Origin of the sequence: Arthrobacter sp. fls2-241-R2A-200 (assembly GCF_030209745.1) — a bacterium.
Classification (GTDB): Bacteria; Actinomycetota; Actinomycetes; order Actinomycetales; family Micrococcaceae; genus Arthrobacter.
This window is the reverse complement of sequence record NZ_JARVRJ010000010.1, coordinates 184,849-211,812: the sequence shown is the minus strand read 5'-3', so window position 1 is coordinate 211,812 and position 26,964 is coordinate 184,849. Positions and strand designations below refer to the sequence as shown.

Here is a 26,964-nt window from a genome sequence, read left to right as displayed (position 1 = left end):
TAGAGCACCACCTTGCCAAGGTGGATGTCGCGAGTTCGAATCTCGTCGTCCGCTCCAAGAAAACTTCATCGAGAAAAAGCAGCTCCCCGGAGCTGCTTTTTGCGTTTCCTGGGGGCGCTAACCTGCCTATGCGGGCAGGCTGCTGCATTGATTAGACGATGTAACTGATACTCCTTGGAAGAAGTCGCTTTATCTAATGTGACTGGCCTCGCATAATGTACTTCGAGCTTATCCACGTTTCACGCCGACCGGCAGGAGTACCTATGAGTAACACCACGGCTTCCCAATCAGTCATGAGGCGTAAGCCCATTGACGAGATTGAGGAAGAAAGCAAGAGCAGCGGGCTGTTCAAGAGCCTCGGGCTATGGCAACTGACCGCCATCGGAGTCGGCGGAATTATCGGCGTCGGCATCTTTTCCTTGGCTGGGCTGGTAGCCCACGGGGACGCCAGCAACCCGGGCGTAGGCCCGGCAGTACTTATCTCCTTCCTCGTCGCGGGCCTCGCCTCCGGTGCTGCCGCACTCTCTTACGCGGAATTCGCGGGCATGATTCCGCGCGCAGGTTCGGCGTACACCTATGGCTATGTGGCCTTGGGAGAGATCATCGGCTGGTTCATCGGATGGGACCTCCTGCTGGAGTACATCGCGATCGTGGCCGTAGTAGCCATCGGCATCTCCGGCTACTTCGACGCGTTCCTTTCAGGCATCGGAATCCATATGCCGGCCTGGATGACGTCCACCGCGGATGCCGGAACAGGCGGCGTCATCAACCTTCCCGCGATCCTTGTCTGCCTGCTGGTCACCTGGATCCTGAGCCGCGGCACCAAGGCTTTTGGACGATTTGAACTGATTGCCGTCGCCATCAAGGTGGTGCTGATCCTGTTCATCATCGGGCTGGGGATCTTCTACATCAACACGCAGAACTTCAACCCGTTTATGCCCAGCGGCTTCGGGCCAGTCTTTTCGGGTGCCGCGACGGTTTTCTTCGCCGTGTTCGGGTATGACGCCATGAGCACCGCGGCGGAAGAAGCCACCGACGGCAAGAAGCACATGCCCAAAGCGATTATCCTGTCCTTGATCATCGCCATGCTTCTCTACGTCGCCGCCACGCTGGTACTCACCGGCATGCAGAACTACAAGGACATCAATCCGACGGCGGGTTTCGCGTCAGCATTCAGCAGCGTCGGACTTCCCGTCATTGCAACGATCATCTCCGTGTTTGCGGTTCTTTCCATCCTTACAGTGATGCTGACGTTCCTGCTGGGCGTAACCCGGGTGTGGTTCTCCATGAGCCGCGATGGACTCCTGCCCGGATGGTTCTCTAAGACCGATCGCCACGGCACTCCGCAGCGCGTCACCTGGATCGCAGGCATTGCATCTGCCATCCTCGCCGGCGTGTTTCCGATCAAAGAGGTCGCAGACCTGACCAACATCGGAATCCTTGCCGCATTCGTGGTGGTGTGCATTTCCGTGATCGTGTTCCGTTACAAGCGCCCGGACGCGCCCCGTACTTTCCGTCTGCCGTGGATGCCGGTGGTGCCGGCATTCGGGGTCGTGGCATCGGCGTTCCTGATGTCCCAACTGCACTGGCAGACCTGGGTCCGGTTCGTGGTGTGGCTGATCGTCGGCTTGGTGATTTACTTCACCTACGGCCGGCGGAATTCGTTGATGAACCCCGCAAGCCCCCGGCACGCGGACATCAGTACGCCCTCGGCATAGTTTGTCCACAGGCTCTCTCCGGACCTTGGCACGTAGGTTGACTGGTGTTAGGGTCGGACGCGGAGGAGCGATCTGGCTCCGCGAAGGAAAGGAGGTGCCCGTGGGTTTAATTGACGACCTGAAGGGCAAGGCTCAGGGTCTCATTCAGGGCAACGAAGAAGCCATTCACAATGGCATCGAGAAGGCCGGGGACTTTATCGACCAGAAGACCGGCGGCAAGTTTGCCGGCCAGGTCGATTCCGTTCAGAATGCCGCTTCCGACTTCGTGGCCAGCAATGATGGCGAGCCACAGGCTCCCGTCGCGGATGGACCATCGCAGCCATAGCTGCCTGAGTCGCCGTACCAGATACGTCAAGGGGGCACCGGTCCCGCCGAGAGGCGCCACCGGTGCCCTTGGCGTTTAAGGACGATGGACCGACGCGCGGGCACGGTAATTTGTACCTATGCCTCCCACCGCTTCCGTCACCACGCAGAGCCTCGCCGGCAAGGAATCCCTTGGACCGCCCATAACGGCAGGGATCGTCACGGCACTGGTGGGTTTCACTTCCTCTTTCGCAGTCGTCCTGGCAGGCCTACGGGCCGTGGGGGCCACTCAAGGGCAGGCGTCCAGTGGCCTCCTGATCCTCACTCTCACGTTTGGGCTAGGTATCCTCTGGTTGTCGTGGAGCTCCAAAATGCCCGTCACGCTGGCATGGTCCACCCCGGGCGCAGCGCTGCTCGCCTCCGCTGGAATGGTCGACGGCCGCTGGCCGGCCGCCGTCGGCGCGTTCCTCGTCGTCGGGGTTCTGATCATCCTCACCGGACTGCTTCCGGTCCTCGGCCGCCTCATGACCAAAATTCCCACCGCATTGGCGCAGGCCATGTTGGCCGGGGTCCTGCTGCCACTGTGCCTTGCACCGTTCAGGTCGCTGGGCTCGGCGCCACTCTACGTGGCACCCGTGCTGCTGTGCTGGATCCTGTTCATGAAATTCGCACCGAGGTGGTCGGTGCCGGCGTCGTTGCTCGTCGCCCTGGCAGTCATCGGCGTCCACATCGTCGCTAACGGCGTTCACATCCCCGGCGACGGTCTGCTCCCCCGCCTCGAATGGACCACACCCTCATTCACCCTGGAGGCGGCGGTCGGGCTGGGGCTACCCCTGTTCATAGTGACGATGGCCTCGCAGAATATCCCGGGCGTCGCAGTCTTGAAGTCGTTCGGCTACACCACACCGTGGCGGCCATCAATGCTCGTCACCGGGGCGGGTACCTTGCTCGGCGCACCCTTTGGCGGCCACGCCATCAACCTGGCAGCGCTCAGCGCGGCCCTTGCAGCCGGCGAAGAGGCCGGCAAGGATCATGGTCGGCGCTGGATTGCAGCTTTCGTTTCAGGCCTCGCCTACCTGCTCCTGGCAGGCGCATCGGCGGCCCTGGTCACACTGGTGGCAGCCGCGCCGGCAGGGCTCCTCGAAGCGGTGGCTGGACTGGCGTTGCTGGGAACCCTGGCGTCGTCCGTTTCCTCAGCCCTCGCCGTCGCCGAGGAGCGGATCCCGGCCTGCATCACTTTCCTGCTCGCCGCGTCCGGGCTCAGCTTTGCCGGCGTCGGGGCGGCTTTCTGGGCCCTGGCCGGAGGCATCCTCGTCCGGTGGCTCCTCAAGGTTCGGGAACCGTTGGTGAAGGCCTGACTCAGGCCGGCTCGTGGTCCTGGGCCTCGCGTGCCAAGGCCGTCAACCGCGAAACTGCCCGGAAGTATTTCTTCATGTAGCCGCCCGTCATCATCTCTTCGGTAAAGAGCTGATCGAACGGCACGCCGCTGGCCAGGATGGGTACATCTTTGTCATAGAGCCGGTCTGCCAGCACCACGAAGCGAAGGGCAACAGACTGGTCGGTGATGGTTTCGACGTCGCGCCACACAACTGCTTCAACGCCTGAAATGAGCTGGCGATAGCGGCTCGGGTGAACGGCAGCCAGGTGGTCAACCAGCGTGCGGAAGTCGTCCACGGCAACGGTCTTGCCCTCGAACTCGGCCCTCATGCGGTGCTTGAGTTCCTCCGTCTTAAGCGGGGCAGGAGCTGCTGGCAGGCCGCGGTGGCGGAAGTCCTCGCCGTCGATCCTCACGACGTCGAACTGGTCGGCGAGGACCTGGATTTCGCGCTGGAAGTCGACGGCGGCAAAGCGGCCTTCGCCCAGCGAGCCGGGCAGCGTGTTGGATGTGGCCGCGAGCTTCACACCGGCGTCGGCCAGTTCGCGCATGAGGCGGGACATCAAGACGGTGTCGCCGGGATCGTCAAGTTCGAATTCATCGATGCACACCAGCTTGTAGCTGCTCAGCGCCTCTACCGTCTTCCGGAAGGACAGCGCCCCCACAAGGTTGGTGTATTCGACGAATGTCCCGAATGCTTTCGGTCCCGGGGAACGGTGCCAGAGCGAGGCCAGGAGGTGGGTCTTTCCGACGCCGAAGCCGCCGTCCAAGTAAATGCCTGCCCTGGCTGCGGCAGCCTTCTTGGCAAACAGCTTCTTGAAAAGCCCCCCATTGTCCTCGGACCCGACGCCGTCGGCGAAAGCCGACAGGAGCTTTACGGCATTCGCCTGGCTGGGCTGCGCGGGATCCGGGCGGTAACTGTCGAACGATACCTCTCCGAATCGCGGAGACGGGTAGAAACCCTTGAGGAGTTCCTCCACGGAGACCGCCGGAGTACGGGCAGCCAGTTGTTCGATTTGTACCACGGTGGTCAGTTCCTTCGCTGTTAGGTCCCCAGCAAGAATACCGGCATTGGCCGCCTTGATAACGGCCACGTGACCAAGGCCATGTTTCACCGTATGACCGAGGGGAAGCATTCACCGCCGCCCGTGGTTAGTGTTGGAGAACGCCGGGCCGGTACAAGCACCATCTTCCTCTGCCTGGTTCCGTCCGTTGTCAATGAAAGGCGATTGCTGTGCCCTACCCCGTTGAACAAAACGAGAAGTTTGCGTCCTACGCGAATCCCGAGCGTCTTGTGTCCACCGAATGGCTCGCGGCAGCCTTGGCGGGCGGTGCGCTTGCTGACGGCAAGCTGGTTGTCGTGGAGTCCGATGAGGATGTCCTTCTGTACGAGACCGGGCACATTCCGGGCGCCGTCAAAATCGACTGGCACACCGACCTGAACGACGAAGTGACCCGCGATTATGTGGACGGCTCCGCGTTCGCTGCACTCGCCGCGTCCAAGGGCATCTCCCGCGATACCACGGTGGTCATTTACGGCGACAAGTCCAACTGGTGGGCTGCTTACGCCCTCTGGGTGTTCACGCTCTTCGGCCACGAAGACGTCCGCCTCCTGGACGGGGGCCGTGACAAATGGATCGCAGAAGGACGCGAACTGACTACCGACTCTTCCCAGCCCGAGGTGGGCGAGTACCCCGTGGTGGAGCGCAACGATGCGCCTATCCGCGCTTTCAAGGACGATGTCCTGGCACATCTGGGCAAGCCCCTCATTGACGTGCGTTCTCCTGAGGAATACACGGGGCAGCGGACCCACATGCCCGCATACCCCGAAGAGGGCGCCCTTCGTGGCGGACACATTCCCACGGCCGCTTCGGTGCCTTGGGCCAAGGCTGCAGCGGAAGACGGCACCTACCGCACCCGCGACGAGCTCGAAGCCCTCTACCTCGGGGAAGCCGGCCTTAAAACCGGCGACGACGTCGTGGCCTACTGCCGCATCGGGGAACGTTCCAGCCACACCTGGTTTGCCTTGAAGTACCTGCTGGGCTTCGAGACCGTTCGCAACTATGACGGATCCTGGACCGAGTGGGGCAATGCGGTGCGTGTACCCATTGCCAAGGGCGCGGAGCGTGGTTCGGTTCCCGCGGACCTTGTCCGAAAATAACAGTCCGAAAATAACAGTCCGAAAATGACTGTCCGGAAATAGTTGTCCAGAAATAGTCGCTGCTACCGCCCGAACAGTTCAGGAACGTAAGCTGGAAGTGATGAGTACCTACACTTTGCCCGCCGCGCTGGCGGAGATCGTCGATGACTTCCAGGCACTGACGGAGCCTGACCGCCTGCAACTCCTTCTTGAGTTCTCACGGGGCCTTCCCGAGCTTCCGGAGCGCCTGAAGGACCATCCTGAACTGCTGGAGCAGGTTGTGGAGTGCCAGTCTCCGCTGTTCCTCACGATCGAGTCGGAGAAGAACTCCGACGGCGAGGGGGAACGCATCTACCGGCTGTTCTTCAAGGCGCCGCAGGAGGCCCCTACCACCCGCGGTTTCGCAGGCGTGCTCCACGAAGGACTGGACGGACTGACTGCTGCCGAAATCCTGGCGGTACCGGATGACATGCCCGAGTTGCTGGGCTTGACCCGCGCCATCACTCCCCTGCGGATGCGCGGAATGACGGCAATGCTGGGCCGGATCAAGCGCAAGGTTGCGGCGGCTCAGCGGCTAAGCAAAACAGCACACTAAGGTCTCGAACTCCATGGCCAAGAAGACGGTTTCGCAAGGTACGCCGGCCACAGCGGCTCTAGCTGTGGCCGGCGTACCTTTCGTTCTCCACCCTTATGTCCATGATCCGGCGTCGACGAGTTACGGCCTTGAAGCGGCAGATGCCTTGGGCATGGACCCGGCGCGGGTTTTTAAGACGCTGATGATTGAGGCGGAGGGCAGGTTGGCCTGCGCCGTGGTTCCCGTCTCCGGAAACCTTGATTTGAAGTCCGCAGCCGCCGCACTCGGAGCCAAGAAGGCTGCCATGGCTGAAGCCAAGACCGCCGAGCGACGGACGGGATACGTCCTGGGCGGGATCTCTCCCTTGGGGCAACGACAAACCTCGCCCACTATCGTGGACGAATCCGCTCTGTCATTTGAGACCATGCTCGTTTCGGGCGGCAGGCGCGGGCTGGACATCGAACTCGCTCCTCGCGATTTAGTACGGCTCACCAAAGCCATAACCGCGCCTATAGGCACCGGCGCGGCGGCGGTTCCCCCTCCGAGCTCCACCAGCGCGTCCTGACCGCCGGCGCGACCGACCTCCATCTCAGGCCGACTGACCGGGCCTATCAGACTGGCTGACCAGGCTCCGACTGGCCGGGCCTATCAGACTGACCGGGGTTGTTGCGTGGCGCCAACTGAATGCGGAGCCATGAGCGCACAATCCGCTCCCATTTTTCCGGATCAACATTCCATTCCTTGGTGTGCCGTGCGCCATCGAACGGCTCGAAAGTCACCATTTCGGGATTCTTTTCGGCGAGGCTGGCGGAAGGACCAAAGGGCACATAGTCGTCGTCGACGCTGTGGATGAGCAAGGTAGGCGTCCGCAGTTCGATGGCCCGGGCCTCCCAGTCCATGGCTTTGAAGTCCACGGGCGCTGCCAGTCCGGTCAGCCTCCGGCCCAGTGGATGGCTTAGCATAAGTTGCCCGTAGCGCCCTACGCGGTACGGAATCCTGTTGACTTGGGCGTGATGGGCCATGACGTTGACCCAGTTGATGACCGGCGCGTCCAGCACCAGCGCACGGATGACGTGGCGGTACTTGGACAGGTCTGCCGTTTGGAGTGTGATGGCCCCACCCATTGACCAGCCAAACAAAACCACCTCGGCAGCTCCGCAGCTCAACGCATATTCGATCGCGGCTTCCACGTCGCGCCATTCCGTGGATCCCAAACCATATCTGCCATCGAGCGTCGACGGCGCAAGCCCATCATTACGATAGGAGATCAGCAAGGTGTCCATCCCCAGTGACCGAGCTGTCTGCACGGCCCTGAGTCCTTCCAGGCGCGTAGCACCCCGGCCGTGGACCATGATCGCCCACGTCGACGCCGGCCCCTCCCCGGCCCGGACGAGCCAGGCCGGCGCCTTGCCGCCGTCGACGTCGATCTCCACGTCCTCAGCCGTCAGTCCAAGGGCCGCTGGATCCGGGTAGGTCGCCCCGCTCCATCCCGCCCGGCGGGCTTGGAACAAGTCACCGCTATAGACTTCCTGGACTTCGCGAAGCACAGTTTGTTCCGCTGGCGAATATGACAGGATCCGGCCGATCCGGGCATGGCCCTTTCCGCCGTCGAAAAAGAGGCTGAAAACGCCGTCGATGGTTGTGTCTGGGGTGGCGGCAAGGATTACTTGCAGTCCGTCGTCGCCCTTGATGACAGCGAGGACTTCCTGGTCTTCGTGCCTGGCGCCGGGCGTGATGACCCGTCTGGCAAAGTACACGGCGAGCGCGGAAGACCCAGCTCCCACCAAGCCGGCAAGCGTTCCGCCTGCGACCATGCCCGCGAGGGCCCACTTGGTGCGCAGGGACATTGTGCTTTCTGCTGGGACGTCCGTTGCCACGAAATTCGATGCCATGCTTCCATTGTCCCTGCTCATGTGGGTGTCCCTGCTCATGTAGCTGGTCCCCGCTCATGTTGCTCCGATGGGCGTCTCATCGAATCATGTCTGTCAGTAGGGGAAACAATTACGCAACATCCGCATGTTGTTATTACACTTAGGCCTGCCTTACGTACCTCTCACCTCGTGTCAGTAGGACACCGCCCCCCGCACCGGCGCCGGTGGGTCAGGTGTCCACGGGAAGGCACTCCGATCCACGTCGGAGCCATACAGAACCTCTGCTTTCCTGCCCCACTTTGTCCCCGCGTGGCTCGGGCTTGGCCGGACCAACCTCGCACAACTTCGCCGGATTTCCTGAAAGGCCTTACATGAGCTTCCGCATCAAACTGCCCGCCGCCATTGCCGCCGCGACAGCCGTGCTGCTGGCCCTCGCCGCCTGCGGCTCCCCCACGCCGGGGCCCGGCACTTCGGGTTCCGCCTCATCCGGCGGAGACGGGATCATCGTCTACAACGCACAGCATGAAAATCTCACCACCGCCTGGGTGGCCGCGTTCACCAAAGAAACGGGAATCAAGGTCACTCTGCGCAACGGCGACGACTTGGAGATGAGCAACCAGCTCAGCGAAGAAGGCAAGAACTCCCCCGCGGACGTCTTTCTCACAGAAAACTCCCCTGCCATGGTCCGCATCGCCGGAGCAGGCCTGCTCGCCCCGGTCGATCAGGCCACCCTTGGCCAGGTCCCGGCCTCGTATCGGCCCTCCACCGGTGACTGGACCGGCATCGCTGCGCGGTCCACCGTGCTGGCTTACAACAAAACCAAACTCAGGTCAGATCAGCTGCCCAAATCCTTGATGGATCTGGCAGACCCGGCCTGGAAGGGGCGCGTCGGAGCCTCCACGGGCGGAGCGGACTTCCAGGCCATTGTCAGTGCCATGCTCGAGCTCAGGGGCGAGGACGCCACCCGGACCTGGCTGGAAGCGGCAAAGAGTAATTTCAAGGCCTATAAGGACGACACTCCGGTCCTCGCGGCCGTCAACTCAGGCGAGGTCGAGGCTGGGGTCCTGTACCACTACTACTCATTCGTGGATCAAGCCCAGACCGGAGAGAACAGCAAGAACGTTGGGTTGCACTACTTCAAGAACCAAGACCCCGGCGCATTCGTCAGTGTCTCTGGCGGTGCGGTCCTGGCCTCCAGCAAGAAGCAGGCCCAGGCCCAGCAGTTCCTGAAGTTCATCACGGGCAAAACCGGGCAGCAGATCCTGCAGACGGGTAACTCCTTCGAATACACGGTCGGGAGCGACGTCCCCGCGAACCCCAAGCTAACCCCCCTCGACCAGCTCCAAGCCCCTGCAATCGACCCCGCGAAACTCAACAGCACCAAGGTCACCGACCTCATGACCCAGACCGGACTCCTCTAGCCAGGCCCGGGTCGGTGCGGCGCCACGGGCGTTCGTAAACGTCGACCAAAATCTGCGTTGTCTGGTTTCCCGGGACTACGCTGTAGCCATGAGTGATCCCCTAGTCATCCTGACCGAAGAGCCTTTGGGCCCCGAGGACCGAATTAATATCGCTAAATTGCTCGACGGCGGCGAAACGCCCGTCGTCGTGTTGGTGCCGTCCAACACCGAGCGGCATTTAGTGGTCGATTTCCTCGAGAACCTTTCCTTGCTCGACATTGCCAAAGCGTTCCGCGAGCTGACCGGGCAGTCTGCAGACCCCGAGTCGGAGCGCGCGGAGGCGGCGGACATCCTGGCGGCGTCATTGGCTGCTTTGGCCGGCTTGGGCGGAGGCGTCACCGGAGAAATTGTCGACGGCGGGGCCGTGGCAGGTTTGGTGGCCAAAGTGAAGGCCCTTGATGCGGCGCAGGCTGTGGTGGTGACCCGACCGCACGCCATCGCGGACACGTTGCATACCGACTGGGCCAACAAGGCACAGGATGCCCTCGGGCTACCGGTTCTGCACTTGTACGCCGGTTCGGGATTTATCGGCGACTCATGAGCGTTGAAGAGGGCATGAGTACTCCTGAGAACACCAGCAAGATGACGCCTGCGCCCGTGGAGAAGAGCGACGCCCAGTGGCGGGAGGAGCTGACGCCGGAGGAATTCCACGTCCTGCGGCAGGCCGGCACTGAGCGGCCCTACACCGGCGAGTATTGGGACACCCACACTGAGGGTGTCTACCAATGCCGGGCCTGCGGCAGTGAGCTGTTCACCAGCAGCGAGAAATTCGATTCCCATTGCGGCTGGCCGTCCTTCTGGGCGCCGTTAGCTGAGGGCACCGTCCGGTACTTGCATGACCGGACCATGGGCATGGACCGGGTGGAGGTCCGCTGCGCCACGTGCGACTCGCACTTGGGACACGTTTTCGAAGGCGAGGGCTACGGCACTCCCACCGACCAGCGGTTTTGCATCAACTCCGTCTCCCTGCGGTTGGTGAAGGCGGACGAAGCCTAGGCAGGCAGCGCTGCCGCTTGAGCTCAAGCAGGCAGCGCCGCCCCCGAGGGACAGAGTCTCTTACGCTCGCCCCGTTTGTACGTTAGCGATCCTTTTCGGTTGCTACGCTCGGCCCAGAGGCAAAAGCTACTTTGGAAAGGGACGAGCTTCATGACAACTATCGCCACCGCTACTCTTCCGCATGTCACCGCTGACAACGCTGAGTGGGCGTCACTCAAGGCCGCCGCAACTGCCCTTCAGGCACACCAGCAAAAGGACGGTTCCATTGCGGACCCTGCCGTTCACGGCGAAGCTGCTGCCCTTGTGGCCACGATCGTCCAGGCGATCACCTCACTGGCGCCGCAGTTCCCCCATGACTCCCGTTACCTGGAACTGCTCGTCGAGGACTTCCGCCGTTGGGAGCAACAGGGCTTTGGCGTGCCGGACTTCCTGGACTCGTTGCAGGCATTCCAGCCCCAGGAGCATCGGATCGACGGCCTCCAGCACCTGGTGGTCTTTCCCATGTACACCCAGAACGGAAGTACTAACCGGCTGGTCGAAGCTGTCTTGATCGAGGTCATCTGGCCCGAGTTCATTGGGGGGCTCGAAGCCGGGGACTACTCGAACAAGCTCTTCGTCCCCATCCGCTTCATTGATTTCACCCCTGGCTATGACACCAACTCCGCCGTCCTGTTCCCCGAGACGGTAGCCGTGCGGGAAACCCCCACCTTCACTTGGGGCGCCATCTTCGCCGACCGTGAGGCCGCGCGCTTCCGCCGCGTCCTGAAGGCTGCGGCGGAAACAACCTCCCTCCAACTTCCCGACGACGCAGCCCAGTTGCTCGACGACCAGGAGCTGACCCAACGGACATTCGTCATGTGGGACCTCATCCACGACCGCACTCACATGCGGGGTGACCTTCCTTTCGACCCGTTCATGATCAAACAGCGCATGCCCTTCTTCCTCTACTCGCTCGAGGAACTGCGCTGCGACCTGACCGCTTTCCGCGAATCCGTCCGCATCGAGAAAGACGAGGACGCCGACCCCGACGCCCGCAAGCACGCCAAGCTCGTCCAGTACGCCGTGATATTCGACCGGATCTTCCGTTTCGCCATCACCGGCAGCCGGGTTCGGAACTACGACGGCCTGGGCGGCCAGCTGTTGTTCGCGTGGATGCACCAGCACCACGTCCTCCACTGGACCGATAGCAAACTGTCGATCGACTGGGACAACGCTGCCGCCGTCGTGGTTGAACTCGGCGCCAAGATCGAAGAACTATACTGGCGTTCCATCGACCGCCCCAAGGCTGCGCACTGGCTGGCGGCCTATGAGCTCATCTCAAGTACGGTGACCCCGCATCCGGCTTCGGTTTGGGCCAAGGGCCCGGATGCCTTGCCGCTGGATGGCCCGCCCCGCGGGCTGACCGATCAGGTTTTGGACGACGAGTTCCCACTGTCCATGTTCTACGAAGCATTGGAGAAGAAGATGCGTTCCGTTATCGAGTCCACCACCGGCATTACCGGTTCCACCGCAGCCTGATGACTGCCTTCACTGTCCTCGTAACCGGTGGCAGCAGCGCCTCTGGCATCGCCGTGGCCCGGGCCATGGTGGCCGCCGGCCATCGGGTGATCACTGTCGGTTCGGACGAAGCCCGGATCAAGGCCGCAGCGGCCGAGACGGGCGCTGCAGTGACTCCCCTGGTGTGTAATCTTGCCAGCCTGGACTCCGTCCGCGACTTGGCCTCGGCCATCGCGAACCTTGGCGTGGAGGGCATCGATGGCGTGATGCACCTCGTGGGCGGTTGGCGCGGCGCCAAGGGCATCGAGGACCAGACTGATGAGGACTGGGAGGCATTGGAACGGGGAGCTGTCACAACGCTCCGCAACGTTTCAAGGGTCTTCTACGGCCAACTGGAAGCCTCCGCTCATGGTCGGTTCGCTATGGTCTCATCCACCGCCGTTTCGGCCCCGACGGCGGCCGCGGCCAGCTATGTAGCTGCCAAGGCCGCTGCCGAGGCGTGGACCTTGGCGGTGGCCGATGGTTTCCGGCGCGCGCAAGAGGGCGGCACCGCAGACGGCGGCAGCGCCGCCGTCATCTTCGTCGTCAAAGCCCTCGTCGACGCCGGCATGCGGCAACTGCATCCGGAACGGCGGTTTCCCGGTTTCACGGATGTCGAGGACTTGGCCGCTGCCGCCGTCGGACTTTTTGACCAACCGGCTTCCACCCTGAACGGCCAGCGCATCATGCTGGCCAAATAGACTTGAAAGCGTGAATGAACAAGTGACGAGCACAACAGAGTCCATCCAGAGCGACACCGGCACGGACCTCACCAAGCAACTGCATGATCCGGCGGTGCGTGGGTTTGCGTCCGATAACTACTCCGGCGTCCACCCTGAAATCCTTGCGGCGCTGGCGGCTGCCAACGGCGGCCACCAGGTTTCCTATGGGGAGGACATCTACACCAAGCGGCTCCAGGAGATCTTGGAAAGGGAATTCGGCCAGGGCATCGAGTGCTTCCCCGTCTTCAACGGCACAGGCGCCAACGTTCTTTCCCTCCAGTCGCTCCTGCCTCGCTGGGGCGCGGTCGTCTGCGCCTCTACCGCGCACATCAACATGGATGAGAACGGCGCACCGGAGCGCGTCGGTGGGATCAAGCTGCTGCAGGTCCCCACCGAGGACGGCAAGCTCACCCCGGAACTGATCGACCGCGAAGCGTGGGGATGGGGTGATGAGCACCGTGCGCAACCGCTGGCCGTTTCCATCACCCAGACCACGGAGCTGGGCACGTGCTACACCCCTGAAGAGGTCCGCGCCATCGCCGACCATGTCCACTCGAAGGGGATGAAACTGCACATGGACGGTGCACGGCTGGCCAATGCAGCCGCCCACCTGGGCGTCCCCCTGCGGGCATTCACTCGCGACGCAGGCGTCGATATCCTCTCTTTCGGCGGCACTAAGAACGGCTTGCTGTTCGGCGAGGTGGTGGTGGCACTGAACCCGGATGCCGCACAGGGACTGAAGTTCCTCCGCAAGATGAACATGCAGTTGGCCTCAAAGATGCGCTTCATCTCTGCCCAGTTCATTGCCTTGTTGGAGGACGGACTGTGGCTTCGTTCCGCAGCCCACGCCAACGCGATGGCCTCCCGCCTGCGCGAGGCAGTGGAAAAGATCGACGGCGTTGAGCCCACCCAGGCCACTGAGTCGAACGGCGTTTTCGCCATCCTCCCCGAGGGGGCTGCCGACCGCCTGCGAAAGTCTTTTGCTTTCTACGATTGGGACGCCGCCCGCCGCGAAGTCCGCTGGATGTGTTCCTTCGATACCACGGAGGCGGACATCGACGCTTTCGTGGCGGCGATCAAGCGTGAGCTTGCCTGACCGAGGATGTACCCTGCGTCCGGGGCGGCGAGCCTACGTCCATTCGCCGCCCCGGACGCATAACCTGCGAGGGTGAACGCCCTCGCACAGGTTCCCCCGGACTTTCTCTTCGCATTGGGAACACTCCGAAAAGCGCAATGCCGCAGTGAACTCCGGCTTGACGAAATTCCTGCCCCCGCACGCTTGGCCCCCTACGCCGTCGCCCTCGGGGCGGAAGTCTTCAGCCCTACCGCGGCCACCCGCCAAGTCCCCGTTCACGGGCCCGCGGCCAAAGCATTCGTGCAAGGCCAGACCGACAGTTCCTCCAACGAAGAGGATGACGAACTGGCCACTGGACGGTTCATCCTCCTTCATGATCCTGACGGGTCGGCCGTTTGGGAGGGCGAATTCCGCATCGTTACCTACATCCGCGCCCAGATGGATGCCGAGATGGGCAACGACGCCATGCTCGGCTCAGTAGCGTGGACGTGGCTCGTGGAGGCTCTACAGAACCGTGAAGCCCACTACCGTGCTGCAGGTGGAACCGCCACTCGGATCCTCTCGGAAAGTTTCGGCACACTGGCCGAACGCCCCGACACCATAGACATCGAGCTCCGGGCATCCTGGACGCCCGAAAGTTCCGATGTCCAGGCCCATTTGGAAGCGTGGTCCGATATGGTCTGTACCTTTGCAGGACTTCCGCCTCTGCCGCCGGGAGTCACCGGCCTGCCCAAGCGGAGGCTGAATTGACCGCCGCCCTTCGCCTCTTTCGGGCAACGGACCACGTCTCCGCCGCCGACCCTGACAGGTATCGGTAAGCTTAAGCAATCATGACCCCTGAAAAACTGGAAAATACCACAGCCGGCGATCCGGCTGCTGAACCCACCACCGGCATCAAGGTTGATGGCTTTGATAGCCACGTCCCTGAAGTCATCGACTTGGACACCCCGCGCGAAGGGGTCCCGCCCGTCATCGATACCCTAGCCGGGTTGGAACGGTGCGCCGCCGCGATCGCAGCAGGGACCGGTCCCGCCGGAGTGGACGCAGAACGGGCTTCCGGGTTCCGTTACGGCCAGCGTGCTTTCCTCGTCCAGATTCGTCGCGAAGGTGCCGGCACCTGGCTGATCGACCCGGAACCTTTCGAGACGCTCGACGTCGTCAATGATGCCCTTCGCGGAGTGGAATGGATCCTGCACGCCGCCACCCAGGACCTACCGTGCCTGTCCGAGCTTGGGATGTGGCCGGACAAACTTTTCGACACCGAACTCGCCGCACGGCTCGCCGGCCTCCCCCGCGTAGGCCTTGCCGCCGTCATCGAACAACTCCTCGGCTTTGGCTTGGCAAAGGAGCACTCGGCGGCTGACTGGTCCACCCGTCCCCTTCCCGAACCCTGGCTCCGGTACGCAGCCCTCGACGTCGAAGTTCTCGCCGAACTGCGCGAGGAACTCATCGAACTGCTCGAGGCGGACGGCAAACTTGAGTTCGCGGAGCAGGAGTTTGCAGGAATCCTTGCCGCAGGCGTAGCACCACCGCGCGTAGACCCGTGGCGCAAAACCTCAGGACTGCATCAAATTCGCGACCGCCGGCAACTGGCAGCAGTCAGGGAGCTCTGGACGGAGCGGGATCAGTTGGCCCGCAAACGCGACGTGGCCCCTGGCCGCCTCCTCCCGGATTCAGCACTCGTCGCAGCAGCCAAGGCCATGCCCACCACGGTTCCGCAACTCCTGGCTACCAGGGGATTCCACGGCCGCTCAGCCCAACGCGAAGCACCCCGATGGCTCCGCTGCATCACGAACGCCCGCACCCTCTCGGAGCTCCCGCCGCTCCATTTGGCTACCAACGCACCTCCCCCGCCGCGGGTATGGGCCGATCGGGACCCCGAGGCCGCCGCCCGGCTGGCCGCCGCCCGGCCGGCGCTACAAGCCAAGGCCGAAGAGCTCAACCTGCCGGTGGAAAACCTCTTGACCCCGGACTTCCTGCGACGCATCGCCTGGCGGCCTCCGGCGGAGGTCTCGCTGGACACAGTGGCAGGGGAACTGCGGGCACTGGGCGCACGCGAGTGGCAGATTTCCTTCGCGGCCCCCATCCTTACCGAGGCATGCTTGAACCCGGCGCCCCTTCCCGCAAAAAACGCCCCCGCCAAGGAGGCACCCGCCAAGGAAGCCCCCGCCAAGGAGGCATCCAGCGGCGAGGCTCCGCAGCGCACCGCGGATGCCGACTGAACCGATCACCCGTTAAGGGCCCGTCGTGACGAAGAATGACCCGTCGCTGCGGGCCTTTCCGTTTTCGGCTCGCTTACTCCATGCCGGACATCCGGGCCGACCTTGCACCCTAAGTTACCCACGAGTAACATTGCATCAATGCCAACCGGAGTAACCGTATCGCGGTCCCGGCTCCATGTCTCAACGAGGAGTAATTCATGAGTCCATCACACAGTGCCCGGCGGACCGTCAGGGATGTCGTCTTCGTCGACGGTGTACGAACCCCCTTCGGCAAGGCGGGCGAGAAGGGCATCTATGCCGGCACTCGAGCCGATGACCTTGTGGTCAAGTGCATCCGCGAGCTCATGCGCCGGAATCCTTCGTTGCCGGCCGAGCGCATCGATGAAGTAGCCATTGCAGCCACCACCCAGACGGGCGATCAGGGCCTCACTATCGGCCGCACGGCAGCGCTGTTGGCAGGGCTCCCCCGCAGCGTCCCCGGATTCGCCATCGACCGGATGTGCGCCGGCGCCATGACCGCGGTGACCACGACGGCCAGTGGCATCGGCTTTGGCGCCTATGACGTTGTCATCGCAGGCGGGGTGGAACACATGGGCAACCACCCCATGGGCGCCGGTGCCGATCCCAATCCCCGCTTCATGTCCGAGCGCCTGGTGGATCCTGCAGCATTGAACATGGGCAACACGGCCGAAAACCTGCACGATCGCTTCCCCGCGATCACCAAAGCCCGTACCGACGCCTACGCGGCGTCGTCGCAGGCCAAACTCGCCACCGCCTACTCCAACGGACAGATCCAGCCTGACTTGGTGCCCGTCGCCACCATGAAGCCCGGGCAGGGATGGGCCCTGAACACCATCGATGAACCGCCTCGTCCGGGTACCACGGTGGAGGACCTCGCAGAACTCCGTACCCCGTTCCGTGCCCACGGCAGGGTCACCGCCGGCAACGCTGCCGGACTGAACGACGGCGCGACGGCGGCGGTTCTCGCCTCCGCGGATGCCGCCGAAGAACTTGGTTTGCCCGTCAAGATGCGCTTGGTCTCCTACGCTTTTGCCGGTGTTGAGCCTGAGGTCATGGGCATCGGACCCGTACCCGCTACAGAGAAGGCCCTGAAAAATGCGGGCCTCGGCATCGAGGACATCGGTCTGTTCGAAATTAACGAAGCCTTCGCAGTGCAGGTACTCAGTTTCCTTGACCATTTCGGCATCGCGGACGACGACCCTCGGGTGAACCGCTATGGCGGGGCAATCGCCGTCGGGCATCCGCTTGCCTCTTCCGGCGTTCGGCTCATGAACCAGTTGGCGCGGCAGTTCGAGGAAGACCCCACGGTTCACTACGGCATCACCACCATGTGCATTGGGCTGGGTATGGGTGCCACCGTGATCTGGGAAAACCCGCACCACGCCGCCTATGAATCCTCCACCACCGAAGGAGTTGCCGCATGAGCACCCCCGAATTCCACAAGCTCGCCGCTTTGTTCCCTGATGAAGTTGTGACGCATTCCTACGTCCAGGACATCCAGCTCCCTGGCGGGGCGGGAATGTTCGCCTTGGTCACCCTCGACAACGGCCTGGACCACTCCAAGCCGACCACCCTCGGCCCCAACACCCTGGTGGAACTCGGGGGCGTTTTGGAAAGGCTCAAGGAAAGGGCCGCCCGTGGGGAGATCGTTGGCGTGGGCGTCACGGGCAAACCATACTTCCTGGTGGCCGGTGCGGACCTATCAGCCGTGAAGACCCTCAGGGAACGCGAGCACGGACTGTGGATGGCCCAACTGGGCCATGCCGTCTACGCAACGCTGGCCGATCTCGGTGTTCCCAGCTTCGCTTTCATTAATGGCCTGGCACTGGGCGGCGGGCTTGAGATCGCCCTTCAGTCCACGTATCGCACTGTCTCCACAGGCGCGGGGGCGCTAGGTCTTCCGGAGGCTTTCATCGGCTTGGTGCCGGGTTGGGGTGGCGTCTATATCCTTCCGCGCCTGATCGGTCCGGAGAACGCGGTCAAGGTGATGATTGAGAACCCCCTCAGCAATAACCGGACCCTCACTGGGCCACAGGCGTACGAGCTCGGCGTTGCCGATGCCATCTTTGAACCTGCCGATTTCGTTGAGCAGTCACTGGCCTGGGCAGCGCAGGTCATTTCGGGAGAAGTAACGCCTGACCGGACTAACGCCGTCGATCCTTCCGACGCCGGTGTGGCGGACCGCTGGGCTGCCGCCGTCGCCGCTGGGCGCGCCTTTGTGGAGAGCAAGACATCCAACGCTTCCCCCGCGCCGGCCAAGGTCCTCGATGTCATGGAAGCCAACCGCACCATGACCCAGGCGGAGTCGGCGGAACTCGAGTGCGAAACGCTCGCAGGCTTGATGCAGACCGATGAATTCCGTTCCACCGTGTACGCCTTCCTGGACCTCGTCCAAAAGCGGTCCAAGCGTCCGGCGGGCGCCCCGGACCGGAAACTGGCACGGCCGGTGACCAAGATCGGCGTCGTAGGGGCCGGTCTGATGGCCAGCCAGTTGGCGCTGCTGTTCGCCCGTCAGTTGAAGGTCCCCGTGGTCATGACGGACATCGACCAAGCACGCGTAGACAAGGGCGTTGCTTACGTCCACGCCGAAGTCGACAAGATGCTGGCCAAGAAACGGATGAAGCCCGACGCCGCAAACCGAACCAAGGCTCTGGTCACAGGTTCTGTTTCCAAGGAGGCCTTCGCCGACGCCGACTTCGTCATTGAAGCCGTTTTTGAGGAACTCAACGTGAAGAAGCAGGTATTCGCTGAGGTCGAAGCCATCGTCTCTCCCGAGTGCATTCTCGCCACCAACACCTCATCGCTTTCCGTCACTGCAATGGCGGAAGACTTGGAACACCCCGAGCGCTTGGTGGGCTTCCACTTCTTCAACCCGGTGGCCGTCATGCCCTTGCTCGAGATCGTGCGGGCACCCAAGACGGACGACGCCGTGCTGGCAACCGCATTCGAACTCGCCAAGGGCCTCAAGAAAACGGCCGTCCTGGTCAAGGACGCCGCAGCCTTCGTGGTGAACCGCATCCTGCTCCGGCTGATGGGTGAGGTCATTGCCGCCTTCGACGAGGGCACTCCAGCCGAGGTTGCTGACTCGGCTTTGCGGCCCATGGGCCTTCCGATGTCCCCCTTCACCTTGAGCGCCATGGTGGGGCTGCCCATAGCCCAGCACGTCCAAGAATCCCTGCACACCGCGTTCGGGGATCGTTTCCCGGTTTCGCAGAACCTGCAAAAGCTCATCGACAACGGGATTAAGACGCTGTGGGTCCCCGGTCCCGACGGGAAGCCCGTCATTCCGGCGGAAACGCTGGCAATCTTGTCCTTCGGCGACACCCCGTCCACCGGGGAGGAAGTCCTCCGACGAACGCAGGATGCCTTGGCCGAAGAAATTGGCCTGATGCTCAACGAAGGGATCGTCGCAGGACCGCAAGACATCGACCTGTGCGTCATCCTGGGCGCAGGCTGGCCCATGTTCCTTGGTGGCATCACCCCCTACCTGGACCGGGTGGGCGCCTCCGAACGGGTCAACGGCAAGCGGTTCCTGGAGCCGGGAGTAGCATCGGCACCGGCCTAGCCGTCGTCGCTCTCTCACTTCCCGCACTGCCTTGGACGGGAAGCACGGGAAGTGAGAGAGCGACAAGCATCATGTCGTGGGATGTGAGGTAGGGCCTAGAAGAGGGCTACTTTTGGCGCCTGCGGGAAGATCTCGTCAAGCTCGGCCCGCTCCTCGGGGGTAGGCACCCAGCGCACGGCTTCGGCGTTCTGACGGATTTGCTCCGGACGGGTTGCCCCGGCGATCACACTGCCGACGCCCGGCTGCGCGGCCAACCATGAGAACGCCAATTGCAGTTCGGTCAGGCCGCGTTCCTTGGCGAACTGGCTGAAGCGGCCCAACTGCTCCCAGTCGGCGTCGCTTACCAAGTTGGTGCGGGTGTGGCTCAGCCGTGAGCCTTCCGGCGCCTTACCCGCAGAGTATTTGCCCGTGAGCAAGCCGTTGGCAAGGGGGAAGTACGGAAGCACGCCGAGTGAAAATGCTCCCGCGGCTGGCAACACCTCCAGCTCGGCGCGGCGATCCAGCAGGTTGTAGTGGTTTTGCGTCGAAATAAAGCGCGCACCACCGGATTGCCGTGCAACGTACTCCGCCTCGGCGATCTGCCAACCGGCAAAATTCGAATGTCCGAGGTAGCGCACTTTGCCGCTGGAGACCACGTCATCCAGGGCCGCGAGTGTCTCATCGATGGGCGTCTGCGCATCAGGCGTATGGAACTGGTACAAATCGATCCAGTCAGTATCCAAACGGCGCAGTGACGCTTCAACGGCCTTCATGATGTACCGGCGCGAACCGCGGGCACCGAAGTCGTTTCCATTGACGCCCGCCATGTCCATCCCGAACTTGGTGCCGATCACGACGTCGTCCCGGCGCCCCTTCAAGGCCTTTCCCAGCATTACCTCACTGAGTCCTGGTTCACGTCCATAGACATCGGCGACGTCGAAAAACGTCACCCCCGCGTCAACAGCGGCGTGGACGACGGCGTCGGTGCCCTCCTGCGACTCCGTGGGAGTGTTGGCGCGGCCGAGGTTGTTGCAACCCAACCCGACGGCGGAAACGGTCAAGCCGGAACGGCCAAGGCGTCGATATTCAGTCATGGCTTCAGCCTACCCTCGGCATCGGACAACAAGTGACCCAAGGCAACGAAGTGAAATAGCCGGGGGAAACGTGCCTACCGCGAGACGTAGGAGATGCCGCATTCCTCCATGGCATCCCCGAGCTGGGCAATGGCAACTGGCCCCAAACCGTGGAGTTCGGACGTCTCCCGCTCACCGAACTGCGCCAGTTGCTCCAGCGTCTCAATCCCTTGATGGGCCAGTGCCCGTTTCGCCGGGGCCGCGAGGCCTTTCGGCAGAGGTGTATGTCCTGGCCAATTGCTCTTGGACGACATGGAGATCCCTCCTGGTGCGATGCGTGCGATGGGTGCGATGGGTGCTACTTAGAGAGTAAAGCCCACACCCTGCTTGGGCGAGTGCTTCACCTTGAATTCAGTAGGATCCCCATACGGTGCTGCCGCAATCGTGAGCTTGGTGAAGTCCAGATCCTCGTTGCGGACACAGATCTTGATCGCATTGACAGCCTTGTTGACGTCAGGGCAGAGGCAGAAGATGTTCAGCCGGAAATTGCCGATCTCCGAGCGATCCACCACTCCAAGGCCACGCCAGGCGAGCTCCCCCGTGAGCGCGGCTTTGGCTTTCCGTTCAAGGTGCCGGTCGCGTTCGGTGCCGTCTTGGGATTTCAGGGCAAGTTGGGCCACTACCCAGAACTGCTCCGATGGGGGAATTTCGGCATAACCGTCTTCCTCGCATTGTGCGGCGAACGCGGCCATCAAACCCTCGACGGCGGACTCGTCCCCCACCTCGGTTTCGTCAGTCTTGCTTTGATGCCCCACTACCCCATGGTTGACCACGAACTGGTGGTCGTCGTCGTCGTACCAGGCCTCCCTGAAGTGCAGGACTCCGTCGTCGTCGCGCTTGTATGTTCGGATAATGCCGCTCATGCCCGTCCTTTCGTGAACCACGCTGTGCTCACGCTGTTATTGCCTAAGTCAAAAGGCGCTCTCATGGTGCCCACAGCTTCAAGAAGCGCAGCACATTCTGCTTCCATGGCATCGATCACCGCTGCCGGATAACCCCATGCCACCTTACGGTGTTCGAATTCGTCCTCATCATCGACGAACACTCCACGGGTGATCGAGCGGATGACGTCCAGATCCATATCAATCATGTGGAACTCGGTGACTCCGGGCCTGATGGTTTTCCAGTCGTGTGCCGTGGCCAGGTCTACGTAAATCCGGAAGTCGCCAGGGTAGTCGTCGTCATAGAAAGGGGCGACGTACTCCCCTGTCCGTGGAACCAGCAGAAGCGCATCCGACGCCGTGTAAAAGGCTGCACCAGGGCGAGCACAAAACTCCCCCGCAGGCTGGAAAATCCACCAGCCATGAATGTCCTCACCCAAGTACCGGCCGGGGACCACCCAGTGCGCGGTCCCGTCCCATTTCCGGTTTCTGGACACAACCAAGTCGCCGGGCTGCAAGGCGCCCGGGGTGCGGAGCTCCGTCACAGCTTGGGCAGGCTGCCGGTAGTCGGATGCTCCTGACCCGGCAGTGGCCGGGCAAAGGGCACTTTCGTCCCCAAAACCTGGGCCACGACGTCGTGCGTTATCTTTTGTGCCGTGAGCCCAACGCGTTCCAAAACCTGGCTGCGGGTGCCGTGGTCAAGGAACTCAACGGGAAGACCGACCTCATTCAGAGCTGTATCCACACCTGCGGCACGCATTTCCTGGCGGATGCGTGAACCCACGCCACCGGCCCGGACGCCGTCCTCGATGCAGATCACAAGTCTGTGACGGGCTGCCAAAGCGATGATGGACCGACGGACCGGAAGCACCCAACGGGGGTCCACCACCGTGGTGCTGATTCCTTGGGCGCCCAAACGGGCAGCAACATCGAGCGCGAGCTCGGACATGGCTCCGACGCTGACCACCAAGACATCGTTCTCAGTGGAACCCTCCGGGCGGCGCGCCAGGACATCCACGCCATCGGGAAGCCTTTCAATGGCCTCGACCTCGGCGCCGACGCTTCCTTTGGAGAACCGGACGACCGTTGGAGCATCGTTGACGGCTACGGCTTCGCGCAGTTCTTCACGAAGGCGGGTGGCATCCCGCGGCGCCGCCAAATGCAACCCGGGGACAATCTGGACCATCGCCATGTCCCACATGCCGTGATGGCTGGGGCCGTCCGGACCGGTAACACCGGCCCGATCAAGGACGATCGTCACGCCGGCCTTGTGCAGGGCCACGTCCATGAGGAGCTGATCAAACGCCCGGTTCAAGAACGTTGCGTAAACAGCAACAACAGGATGCAGGCCACCGTACGCCATCCCCGCAGCTGACGTGAGTGCGTGCTGTTCGGCAATGCCAACGTCAATAACCCGTTCCGGGTGGCGCTCGGCGAACTTATGAAGCCCGACCGGAATGAGCATGGCTCCTGTAACGCCCACAATGTCCGGGCGTTCATCGGCTATATCTGCGATTTCTTCGGCGAAAACAGATGTCCAGGACCGGGCGCCGGGCATCTCGGTGGACTCGCCGGTTTCAGGATCGATGATTCCTACCGCATGGAATTGATCGGCCTCGTTGGCCAAGGCCGGGGCATAGCCGTGGCCCTTTTCCGTCATGGCATGGACAATCACGGGGCCACCGTAGGCCTTGGCGGTGTGGAGGGCGTTCTCCATGGCTTGGAGGTTGTGGCCGTCTACCGGGCCTATGTACTTCATGCCAAGGTCCTCAAACATGCCTTGGGGTGCCCACCAGTCCTTGATGCCTTTTTTCATGGCGTGCAGGCTCTTGTAGGTGAACTGGCCGGTGGGTCCGCCGTTCTGAAGTTTCTTCTTCCACCAGTCCAGCATGCCCTCGTAGGCAGGCGCGGTCCGGAGGGAATCGATGGTGGGGCGCAAGGAAGCAAGGTAATCGGCGAAACCGCCAACAGTTGGTGCGTATGAGCGTCCATTGTCATTGACGACGATCACTACCCGACGGCGTTTGTCGGAGGCGATGTTGTTGATGGCCTCCCACGTCATGCCACCTGTCAGTGCACCGTCGCCCACCACTGCGACGACGAAGCGGTCACCTTCACCAGTCAACTGCCGGGCACGCGAAATACCATCAGCCCATGACAGCGAGGAAGAAGCATGCGAGCTCTCCACGATGTCATGCGGGGATTCGCCTCGGTCAGGATAGCCGGACATGCCGCCCTGCTGGCGGAGGGTGCTGAAGTCCTGGCGCCCGGTGAGGAGCTTGTGCACATAGGACTGGTGACCGGTATCAAAGACGATGCTGTCCCGGGGAGATTCGAACATCCGATGGATGGCCAGGGTGAGCTCAACAACCCCGAGATTGGGACCCAAGTGTCCACCCGTCGCGGCAACATTGGTGATCAGGAATGACCTGATTTCGCCGGCCAATTGTTCCAGCTCGGTGCTGGACAGTCTGGCCAGGTCCCGTGGATCCTTAACGGTTTCCAAAAGTCCCAACGGCCCTCCTTAGGGTGAATGACGTGCTTGTTAACTTTAGCGCGTGCGCCGGCCGGCGCGACTCGCTGCCGGGCACGTCCGCGAAACCCGGAATGCCACAGCCCCGGCGGTCTTCCGACCAGCCGGGGCTGTGGCATTGAATCAGGTAGTGATCAGTTCTCGTGCTTTCCCGAGATCTGGCGGAGAACGTACTGTTACATGCCCCCTCTACGCGGTAAGTTTTGCGAATCCCGAGGGCATGAGCAATTTGAGCAGAGGTCTTCGCGCTAGGACGACACAATGTCCAAAGTTCCTGGGTGGGGTGATCATGCTGCTCGTGAATGCCTACCGTTATCGTAGGACGTCGGCATGCACGGCATAAGTAGTCAACGTGCCCCGTTAGTAGCTTTTCCCTTTGCTGGGCCGGGGGCGCGACAGCGGCGTTCCAGCGGGTAAATGTACCCCGGTAGCGGTGGGTTAGGGAAGCGATCCCGACAACCGCGGGACCAGCTCCGGGGAGCTGCGCCGTGCACTGTGCTAGCTGGGCAGCCCGAGTTTGTCGAAGAATGCCCGGTTCCTCTCAGTTGCAGCGTTGACCAACCCGTCGAAGCTCATGACTTCGATGTATGCCTTGGCGGAGTCGTTGAAACCGAAGTACCCGAGACCGTCATGTGTCGGCCGCAGGTTCGAAATCTCGCATCGCTCGATCATCTTCTCTGTAAGGTCGGCGATGATGTAACAGAAGGCCGGCGGCTCGTGGGTCGGCGGGATCGGTCTCCCCGTTGCGGTGACCACGCCACCTGCGCGGATCCTTTTCACGTAGTCGAGGCACTGCTGGATCGGATTCTTGTCCTCGGTGGCGTCCTTGCGCATCGGCCTCTTGATCTCAACCACGACGATCGACGGGAGCGGCAGCTTCTGCCCCTCGGCCGCGAGCACCGGCGAGTCCATGAGCCGCGTCGCAACTATGTCGGGCTCCTTGGTGGATTCAGAACCCGTGATCGGTATGCTCTTCAGCGTCTTGTCGGACGCGAGGTAGTCGTGGAACGCGAGTCTCTCGTCGATGATCCACAGGTTCGAACCATCGGCGGCGTGCTCGCTGGACTCCGTCCGCATCGGGACGATCAGCGAGTGGATCGCATCCTCCCGGCTGTACTTCCCGTCCTTGTCCGCGCGGATCAGCCGCCCGAGCAGATCCAGCACCGTCCGGCGGCGCGAGACGTACGCGGCCAGGTCGGACTGGTTGATCTCGCTGACGGTGGCGAGATATGCGGCGAGCCGCTCCGCGTAGTCCTCCGCCGGCTCCGCGTCGGCCTCAGCGAAGATCTCCTGCCCCTGAATGAATGCTTCGGACTCGATCTTCTGAAGCTGCCGGTGCAGCTGGAGCTCTAGGTCCTGGTCCTTAATCGATGGGTCCACCGTGATGCCGCGCTCCTCGATCTTGGCCAGCAAGGGCCGGTACCGCGGCGCGCGTTTGGTCACGAACTCGTGGACGCGCTTCTTACCCTGCTCGCGGGCCGACTCGAGCGGAGCCTTCAGGATCGTCCTGACTTCTTCGAGGACGACCTCCCGGATGTCGTCCAGGGAGAGGTCATCGATGAGGGGCTGCCCCGCGATGCGATCACTGATGTCGAAGGCTGTACGGTCGGCGCGGACGCGCTCGTCGAGGAAGTCCGAGGTCAGGTAGCACGCGTAGACGAACTCGCTGGCGGCCTTGTCCGCGAGCTTGCCGTGGAGCCCTGGAACCTTCCCGCTGAGGTTTTCCTCAATGACGACGCGGCTCGCCGCGCACCAGTGGAGGCGGGGGACGGAGTTCCGCGCGGTGGCCTTCAGACGGAGGTTCAGCATGTCGAACTTCTGACCCTTGACCTCGATCTTCGACGACGTCATTGCTGACTCGACGAACTCACCCATCAGGTCGGCCAGCGACACCGATTCGTTGTCGTCCGCGATCGTCACGAGAGGGGCACCGCCGGGCCGGAGGAAGTACCAGATGCAGTGCTCGAAGACCTCGCGCGCGATGGCGTCGACGCTCTTCGGGGCGTTCTGCTGGTACGCCTTCTTGAAGCCGTCGAGGATGACGACCGTGCCGGGGCGCACGAACCCGTCCGCGTCGCCGTCGTGCTCGACCTCGCGTTCGACCGAGAATCTGAACTGACGTCCTCGGAGCTTCCCGCCCTCGTCTTCATAGGCGCTGCGGACCGTCACCTTGTCGAAGGCCTTGAGCCAGAGCAGCCGCCCGACACCACGGCAGCCGAGGTGCGACTTGAAATCGCTGTCCAATGTTTCGAACGAGGACATGTTCTGACGGGTGAATCCCACGCCGTCGTCCTCGACGGTGAAGCCGACAATCGGCTTCATGGGGGCACGTCCAGGGCCCGGCTGGCCGAGATCGAACTCTGCCTGAGTGTCTCGGTGCACCCTCACGTTGATACGACCCGGCGTTGCAGAGTCTCCTCGACGTGCGTCGATCGCCTGGATAGCGTTGACGATTGCCTCGAGGAGAGGCAGGAGCGCGTGGCTCTTCGGCAAACTTGTGTTGCGGACGCGCCCAGCCAGGGAAGTTGTCAGCACCATGCGATCCCTCCTTTGCTCAGATGTGGAAACTCTATCCGTCCGCTCCGACACTGCATAAATACGCCACAGCCCTAGGACGGTGATGCAGTCAGGGTATGGGCAGGTTGGACAGGAAGCGTTCGGTGTCCAACTTTGAACAGTGGCTCCCCCAGTTCAGGCTGCCGCGGGGGGCAAGCATATCGAGCCTTACCCCGCGGTTGGTGACGCACCTCCGTTCACATGCTTCCAATGGGGTGTTCGTGGCCGCTGCTGCTCCCTCGGACCCGGACGTCGTGTGTCGCCCCACTGCCCAAGCGGCGGTCTCGCCATCTGACCCCGGTAG

The 26,964-nt window shown here is 62.6% G+C and carries 24 protein-coding genes; 16 read left to right on the top strand and 8 right to left on the bottom strand.

The features are described from left to right. Window positions 1-263 precede the first annotated feature (263 nt). The 3 genes from QRN42_RS13240 to QRN42_RS13230 all read left to right on the top strand — a co-directional run bounded on the left by QRN42_RS13240 (window position 264) and on the right by QRN42_RS13230 (window position 3,379). Window positions 264-1,718 (top strand): amino acid permease, encoded by a 1,455-nt coding sequence (locus QRN42_RS13240; RefSeq protein ID WP_284979624.1) that lies wholly within the window; start codon window positions 264-266, stop codon window positions 1,716-1,718. A gap of 94 nt (window positions 1,719-1,812) precedes the next feature. Beyond that, window positions 1,813-2,043: an antitoxin gene (locus QRN42_RS13235; RefSeq protein WP_284976022.1), complete on the top strand. Its 231-nt coding sequence runs from the start codon at window positions 1,813-1,815 to the stop codon at window positions 2,041-2,043. 118 nt (window positions 2,044-2,161) lie between these two features. Then, window positions 2,162-3,379 carry a benzoate/H(+) symporter BenE family transporter gene (locus QRN42_RS13230; protein ID WP_284979623.1) on the top strand — a complete coding sequence of 406 codons (1,218 nt, stop codon included), beginning with the start codon at window positions 2,162-2,164 and terminating at the stop codon, window positions 3,377-3,379. A gap of 1 nt (window position 3,380) precedes the next feature. Here QRN42_RS13230 and zapE read toward each other — a convergent pair whose 3' ends face one another. After that, complete coding sequence (gene zapE / locus QRN42_RS13225; RefSeq protein WP_284979630.1) at window positions 3,381-4,421, bottom strand: cell division protein ZapE; 1,041 nt, start codon at window positions 4,419-4,421, stop codon at window positions 3,381-3,383. A 209-nt stretch (window positions 4,422-4,630) separates the two neighbouring features. Between zapE and QRN42_RS13220 the strand changes: the two genes are divergently transcribed. The 3 genes from QRN42_RS13220 (at window position 4,631) to ybaK (ending at window position 6,675) form a co-directional block, all read left to right on the top strand. Further along, the gene (locus QRN42_RS13220) at window positions 4,631-5,557 is read left to right on the top strand and encodes a sulfurtransferase (protein WP_284979622.1); all 927 of its coding nucleotides are present in this window, start codon (window positions 4,631-4,633) and stop codon (window positions 5,555-5,557) included. A gap of 100 nt (window positions 5,558-5,657) precedes the next feature. Beyond that, window positions 5,658-6,131 (top strand): SufE family protein, encoded by a 474-nt coding sequence (locus QRN42_RS13215; protein WP_284979621.1) that lies wholly within the window; start codon window positions 5,658-5,660, stop codon window positions 6,129-6,131. Between the two features lie 13 nt (window positions 6,132-6,144). Beyond that, window positions 6,145-6,675, top strand: a complete 531-nt coding sequence (ybaK, locus tag QRN42_RS13210; protein WP_284979620.1) for a Cys-tRNA(Pro) deacylase — start codon at window positions 6,145-6,147, stop codon at window positions 6,673-6,675. A gap of 46 nt (window positions 6,676-6,721) precedes the next feature. Here ybaK and QRN42_RS13205 read toward each other — a convergent pair whose 3' ends face one another. Further along, a complete protein-coding gene (locus QRN42_RS13205; protein ID WP_502869503.1) occupies window positions 6,722-8,002 on the bottom strand; it encodes an alpha/beta hydrolase family protein in 1,281 nt (426 codons plus the stop codon). 350 nt (window positions 8,003-8,352) lie between these two features. Here QRN42_RS13205 and QRN42_RS13200 point away from each other — a divergent pair, with 350 nt between their 5' ends. The 10 genes from QRN42_RS13200 (at window position 8,353) to QRN42_RS13155 (ending at window position 19,578) form a co-directional block, all read left to right on the top strand. Beyond that, window positions 8,353-9,402: an iron ABC transporter substrate-binding protein gene (locus QRN42_RS13200; protein ID WP_284979619.1), complete on the top strand. Its 1,050-nt coding sequence runs from the start codon at window positions 8,353-8,355 to the stop codon at window positions 9,400-9,402. An 88-nt stretch (window positions 9,403-9,490) separates the two neighbouring features. Further along, entirely contained in the window at window positions 9,491-9,982 is a 492-nt protein-coding gene (locus QRN42_RS13195) for a hypothetical protein (RefSeq protein ID WP_284979618.1), read from the top strand. 14 nt (window positions 9,983-9,996) lie between these two features. After that, window positions 9,997-10,437, top strand: a complete 441-nt coding sequence (gene msrB, locus QRN42_RS13190; protein ID WP_284979617.1) for a peptide-methionine (R)-S-oxide reductase MsrB — start codon at window positions 9,997-9,999, stop codon at window positions 10,435-10,437. 150 nt (window positions 10,438-10,587) lie between these two features. Then, entirely contained in the window at window positions 10,588-11,955 is a 1,368-nt protein-coding gene (locus tag QRN42_RS13185) for a DUF6421 family protein (RefSeq protein WP_284979616.1), read from the top strand. After that, on the top strand, window positions 11,955-12,674 hold the full coding sequence (locus QRN42_RS13180; RefSeq protein ID WP_284979615.1) for an SDR family NAD(P)-dependent oxidoreductase: 720 nt from the start codon (window positions 11,955-11,957) through the stop codon (window positions 12,672-12,674). The genes QRN42_RS13185 and QRN42_RS13180 overlap by 1 nt, the downstream gene beginning before the upstream one ends. 43 nt (window positions 12,675-12,717) lie before the next feature. Further along, window positions 12,718-13,791 (top strand): threonine aldolase family protein, encoded by a 1,074-nt coding sequence (locus QRN42_RS13175; protein ID WP_502869502.1) that lies wholly within the window; start codon window positions 12,718-12,720, stop codon window positions 13,789-13,791. 72 nt (window positions 13,792-13,863) lie between these two features. Continuing rightward, complete coding sequence (locus QRN42_RS13170) at window positions 13,864-14,520, top strand: DUF3000 domain-containing protein (RefSeq protein WP_284979614.1); 657 nt, start codon at window positions 13,864-13,866, stop codon at window positions 14,518-14,520. Window positions 14,521-14,600: 80 nt separating this feature from the next. Continuing rightward, complete coding sequence (locus QRN42_RS13165) at window positions 14,601-15,992, top strand: HRDC domain-containing protein (RefSeq protein ID WP_284979612.1); 1,392 nt, start codon at window positions 14,601-14,603, stop codon at window positions 15,990-15,992. A 197-nt stretch (window positions 15,993-16,189) separates the two neighbouring features. Continuing rightward, complete coding sequence (locus QRN42_RS13160; RefSeq protein ID WP_284979611.1) at window positions 16,190-17,437, top strand: thiolase family protein; 1,248 nt, start codon at window positions 16,190-16,192, stop codon at window positions 17,435-17,437. Then, complete coding sequence (locus QRN42_RS13155) at window positions 17,434-19,578, top strand: 3-hydroxyacyl-CoA dehydrogenase NAD-binding domain-containing protein (protein ID WP_284979610.1); 2,145 nt, start codon at window positions 17,434-17,436, stop codon at window positions 19,576-19,578. The genes QRN42_RS13160 and QRN42_RS13155 overlap by 4 nt, the downstream gene beginning before the upstream one ends. A gap of 95 nt (window positions 19,579-19,673) precedes the next feature. Here the strand turns inward: QRN42_RS13155 and QRN42_RS13150 are convergent, their stop codons facing one another. The 6 genes from QRN42_RS13150 to QRN42_RS13125 all read right to left on the bottom strand — a co-directional run bounded on the left by QRN42_RS13150 (window position 19,674) and on the right by QRN42_RS13125 (window position 26,642). Beyond that, window positions 19,674-20,651 carry an aldo/keto reductase gene (locus QRN42_RS13150; RefSeq protein WP_284979609.1) on the bottom strand — a complete coding sequence of 326 codons (978 nt, stop codon included), beginning with the start codon at window positions 20,649-20,651 and terminating at the stop codon, window positions 19,674-19,676. Window positions 20,652-20,725: 74 nt separating this feature from the next. Continuing rightward, on the bottom strand, window positions 20,726-20,944 hold the full coding sequence (locus QRN42_RS13145; RefSeq protein ID WP_284976037.1) for a helix-hairpin-helix domain-containing protein: 219 nt from the start codon (window positions 20,942-20,944) through the stop codon (window positions 20,726-20,728). 48 nt (window positions 20,945-20,992) lie between these two features. Next, the gene (locus QRN42_RS13140) at window positions 20,993-21,553 is read right to left on the bottom strand and encodes a hypothetical protein (protein WP_284979608.1); all 561 of its coding nucleotides are present in this window, start codon (window positions 21,551-21,553) and stop codon (window positions 20,993-20,995) included. Further along, entirely contained in the window at window positions 21,550-22,116 is a 567-nt protein-coding gene (locus QRN42_RS13135; RefSeq protein ID WP_284979607.1) for a ribonuclease FAU-1 family protein, read from the bottom strand. The genes QRN42_RS13140 and QRN42_RS13135 overlap by 4 nt, the downstream gene beginning before the upstream one ends. Then, a complete protein-coding gene (gene dxs, locus QRN42_RS13130; RefSeq protein WP_284979606.1) occupies window positions 22,113-24,086 on the bottom strand; it encodes a 1-deoxy-D-xylulose-5-phosphate synthase in 1,974 nt (657 codons plus the stop codon). Before dxs ends, QRN42_RS13135 begins: the two co-directional genes overlap by 4 nt. A gap of 516 nt (window positions 24,087-24,602) precedes the next feature. Further along, window positions 24,603-26,642 (bottom strand): ATP-binding protein, encoded by a 2,040-nt coding sequence (locus QRN42_RS13125; protein ID WP_284979605.1) that lies wholly within the window; start codon window positions 26,640-26,642, stop codon window positions 24,603-24,605. Window positions 26,643-26,964: the final 322 nt, after the last annotated feature.